Source organism: Sphingobium sp. (assembly GCF_035511395.1).
Taxonomy (GTDB): domain Bacteria; phylum Pseudomonadota; class Alphaproteobacteria; order Sphingomonadales; family Sphingomonadaceae; genus Sphingobium.
Map to the genome: position 1 here is coordinate 1 of NZ_DATKFP010000430.1, position 3,274 is coordinate 3,274.

Annotated in this window: 5 protein-coding genes; 1 reads left to right on the forward strand and 4 read right to left on the reverse strand. The window is 64.1% G+C overall.

Features of this window, described 5'->3' with window-relative positions; genetic code table 11:
* A partial coding sequence (gene arsH, locus VMR39_RS28830; protein ID WP_325421711.1) for an arsenical resistance protein ArsH occupies window positions 1–658 on the forward strand: 658 nt, incomplete at its 5' end.
* Between the two features lie 146 nt (window positions 659–804).
* Here arsH and VMR39_RS28835 read toward each other — a convergent pair.
* From VMR39_RS28835 to VMR39_RS28850, 4 genes are all read right to left on the reverse strand, one after another.
* Entirely contained in the window at window positions 805–1,860 is a 1,056-nt protein-coding gene (locus VMR39_RS28835; RefSeq protein ID WP_325421713.1) for a DUF7221 family queuine tRNA-ribosyltransferase-like protein, read from the reverse strand.
* Window positions 1,857–2,462: a DUF7007 domain-containing protein gene (locus VMR39_RS28840; protein WP_325421715.1), complete on the reverse strand. Its 606-nt coding sequence runs from the start codon at window positions 2,460–2,462 to the stop codon at window positions 1,857–1,859. The genes VMR39_RS28835 and VMR39_RS28840 overlap by 4 nt, the downstream gene beginning before the upstream one ends.
* 42 nt (window positions 2,463–2,504) lie before the next feature.
* A complete protein-coding gene (locus VMR39_RS28845) occupies window positions 2,505–2,726 on the reverse strand; it encodes a hypothetical protein (protein WP_325421717.1) in 222 nt (73 codons plus the stop codon).
* Between the two features lie 208 nt (window positions 2,727–2,934).
* A partial coding sequence (locus tag VMR39_RS28850) for a DUF6927 domain-containing protein (RefSeq protein ID WP_414712615.1) occupies window positions 2,935–3,274 on the reverse strand: 340 nt, incomplete at its 5' end.

The window sequence follows — 3,274 nt, forward strand, 5'->3', positions numbered from 1 at the left end:
GGATCAACCGCCTCCGCGCATACTGCTGCTCTACGGCTCACTGCGGGAACGCTCGTTCTCACGCCTCACCGTGGAAGAGGCGGCGCGCCTGCTGCAATTCTTCGGCGCCGAGACGCGGATTTTCGATCCCAGTGACCTGCCGCTGCCCGATCAGATAGCGGGAGACGACCACCCAGCTGTGCATGAACTGCGCGAGCACGCGCTGTGGTCGGAAGGCATGGTCTGGTGCAGTCCGGAGCGGCACGGCCAGATCAGCGGCATCATGAAGACGCAAATCGATCATCTGCCGCTCCAGATGCGCGGGATGCGGCCAACGCAGGGCCGCACGCTTGCAGTCATGCAGGTGTCCGGCGGTTCGCAGTCCTTCAACGCCGTTAACTCGCTGCGGCTACTGGGCCGTTGGATGCGGATGTTCACGATCCCCAACCAGTCCTCGGTGGCGATGGCGTACAAGGAGTTCGACGAGGACGGCCGCATGCGGGCGTCGAGCTATTACGAGCGCATCGTCGATGTGATGGAGGAACTGATCCGCTTCACCGTGCTGATGCGACCACACGCAGGGCAGCTCGTCGACCGCTATTCCGAGCGCAAGGAGGCTGGGCTCCCGGTAGATAGTGCAGAGGATCATTCCGCAATTGCAATCACGCCTCAATCCTGATGATCGGCCTGGTACTCCGAATGACCGGTTCTGGATCTAAGCCCAATGTGGGTGATTGACCGAATTGGGCGCGTAGTAGACACCTGCCCTGCTTTCCGTTCACGTGTTCATCACCAAATCATCGTCCTTTTGCTCTCAGTAGTGAGTTAGGATGCCGCTGCTACCTTTGGCGGCCGTAGGTTTCCGGCAGCTTTGGGCCGTCTACGGTATAGGTCTGCCGCCCATGTCTCGATCCATCCAGCGGTCACTTCGTCGTGAGTCAGGTCGCCGCTTTCGATAAGCGCGCGGATCTCGGCCTGCGCTTGCTGGATGGCGGCTTCCCAGGGATCGGACGGAGTCTGTGGAGGCGCAGGTTCAGGAGTGATGGCCATCGGGCGATGGGGTTCGCGCAGTCGATCGAGCTGCGCGATGGTCCAGCGCTCCATGTGGTCGGCAGCAAGAGCGTCGGTTTTCGATACCTGCCGGCGCCGGGCATCGCGCCGTGCTGCGGTGCCCCATGCCTGGGAATCGAGCGAGGCCACGCGATGGGCATAGGGTTGAAGGTAGGGGATGGCCGCTCCCTTCACGCCGAACAGGTGCAGCCTCGGACCGGGATCGGGGAGTATCCTGTCGAGGTGGGCGACAACCGCGATCAGACCGTCAGGACCATGGATGTCGCGGCGGCACATGGAGCCGACCCCGACGACGGTGCCCGGATTCATCGACCACGCCAGCGCTTCCGCGCAGCGTTCGTAGTCTTCAGGGTAGCGGCCCTGAAGCACCGGCATGAAGCGGTCGATGATCCCAAGGTCGTAGGCGCGCGAGCGGCATTCGCGGTTCGTCGCGACGGTGCGGGCGATGCGGTCCAGGACTTCGGCGCGATCGGCGGCGATTTCGGCCTCGCAGCAATAGTCGGCAGCCGCAAAGCGGCGGAAGGGATAGGATGCAGCCAACTCCATGTAGTCGGCGATCGACCATGGATAGCCCCCGTATCTGGCCATCAGCACATATCCGGCACTGTCCAGATCGAGGCTCTTGAGCCCATGGACATTGCCGAGCTGGCCAGTGCGCCAGCCATGCCATTCGCGCCAGCCACCTGATGCGGTCCGCCAGCGCGAGAGGCAGTTCGCGGAAATCAGCATGGGTTGCTGCATCAACCGCGCGCGCTGCAGGATTGGCCCTTCGTTGAGGTGGGGCAGGCCCACGATCACCTCGATCGTCATGCCAGGATCTCGGCGTCGAGTTCGTCGAAGCTGATGACGCTGGTGCGCTCATCATATCGGGCGGCATCGACGAGGGCCTTGAACACCGGGTCGGCGTATGTGGGGCGGGCCATATGATCAACGCTGGCGAGGCGGTAGCCAAGGACGCCAACCTTGCCGGTGGGCACCCAATCGGCCCAATCGCCATAGGCGGTGGTGACAATGACCTTGCCGATGCGCGCCTCGAAGGCTTCGCGCTCGCGCCGGACGTGGCTCTGACGGGGTTCGACGGGCTCACTGGCGTAGGCGTCCCAGCGTTCGGGACGCCAGCTCTTGACGGTGCCGGTGGCGAGCGAAAGTTCGATGTCGAAGAGCGGATCTCCGGCAGCGGCAAATTCGGTCTGGAACGCCACGATCACGAGCGCCCAATCGACGTCATGTTCGTACTCGGGCCCGTCGAGGCGCAGGGCCTCAGGCATGGCGGCGTGGCGCGGTTCGGACAGGACAAAGCCGCCATGCGACGGGGTCATGACGCGCCAGATGCCGGGCAGGCGCTGGGTGGCCGTTACGGGCTTGCCCCAGCGGGTCATCTCGGGTGCGGGGGAGGAAGCGAATGCGGGCATGTATGTTCTCCTCGATCGTTCGCCTTCCCCTCCCCACTTCCCTCATTCGGCTTCGGAGAGCCAGGCCGCCATCGTATCGACGACAACGGGGCGTCGCTCGCAGTGCCGCCGTGCGCCCTCGGCTCTGTTGATGGCGCTGTGAAGACGGCCAGCGGCTTTGGAGGCGCCTGCCTCGCGCAGGAGCCCGCGCGCACGGCGCATGAGTTTCAGGGCGTCGTCGATCTGTTGCTTGGATCGCGGTGTGGCGGGTTTCAGGCGGGGCATCTCAAGTCCTCCTGTCTCTTGAGGGCAATGCGCGCGGCGACTTCGCTGGCCGAAAGATCGGTTCGCTCGATCACGCGTCAGGGTTGCATGGCATCGCCGGGAGCGACCATGACGGCGATTCCGGCCTGCATCATGCGCTGCGCGACACGGATGGCATTTTCGCGACTGCAGAGGCACGCCCGCAGCGGCGAGAGTCTGGATGCCCCGCTCATGGCGGGGGCATCGCTGCAAAGGGTCGGGGCGCGAAGATCGTTCGATGGACCTTCGTTTCGGGGACGATGGACCATTCGGCGTCCCTGAAATTGCTGATGCGGTAGTGCCCGTGCCTGCCAACGGGACGGAAGGTAATAGTCGCGCCGCGCTTGACCACGGTAAACTCGTCACCGGCGAAGCCATCGGTGAAGGTGATCGCCTGCGGAAATTTGACGCGCATGCCATCGACGATCTTTCGGGAACGCTTCTGCAGGCGGGCGAGGCACCGCCGGCGCCAATCGAGCGAATACTCGTTTGTCGTGGGCGTGAGCAGGCGAAGGATGTTCTCGGGGGCT

Excerpts from the sequence above, each read along its gene's own strand:
- VMR39_RS28835 (WP_325421713.1), bottom strand. The coding sequence starts at position 1,860 with ATGACGATCGAGGTGATCGTGGGCCTGCCCCACCTCAACGAAGGGCCA.
- VMR39_RS28840 (WP_325421715.1), bottom strand. The coding sequence starts at position 2,462 with ATGCCCGCATTCGCTTCCTCCCCCGCACCCGAGATGACCCGCTGGGGC.
- VMR39_RS28845 (WP_325421717.1), bottom strand. The coding sequence starts at position 2,726 with ATGCCCCGCCTGAAACCCGCCACACCGCGATCCAAGCAACAGATCGAC.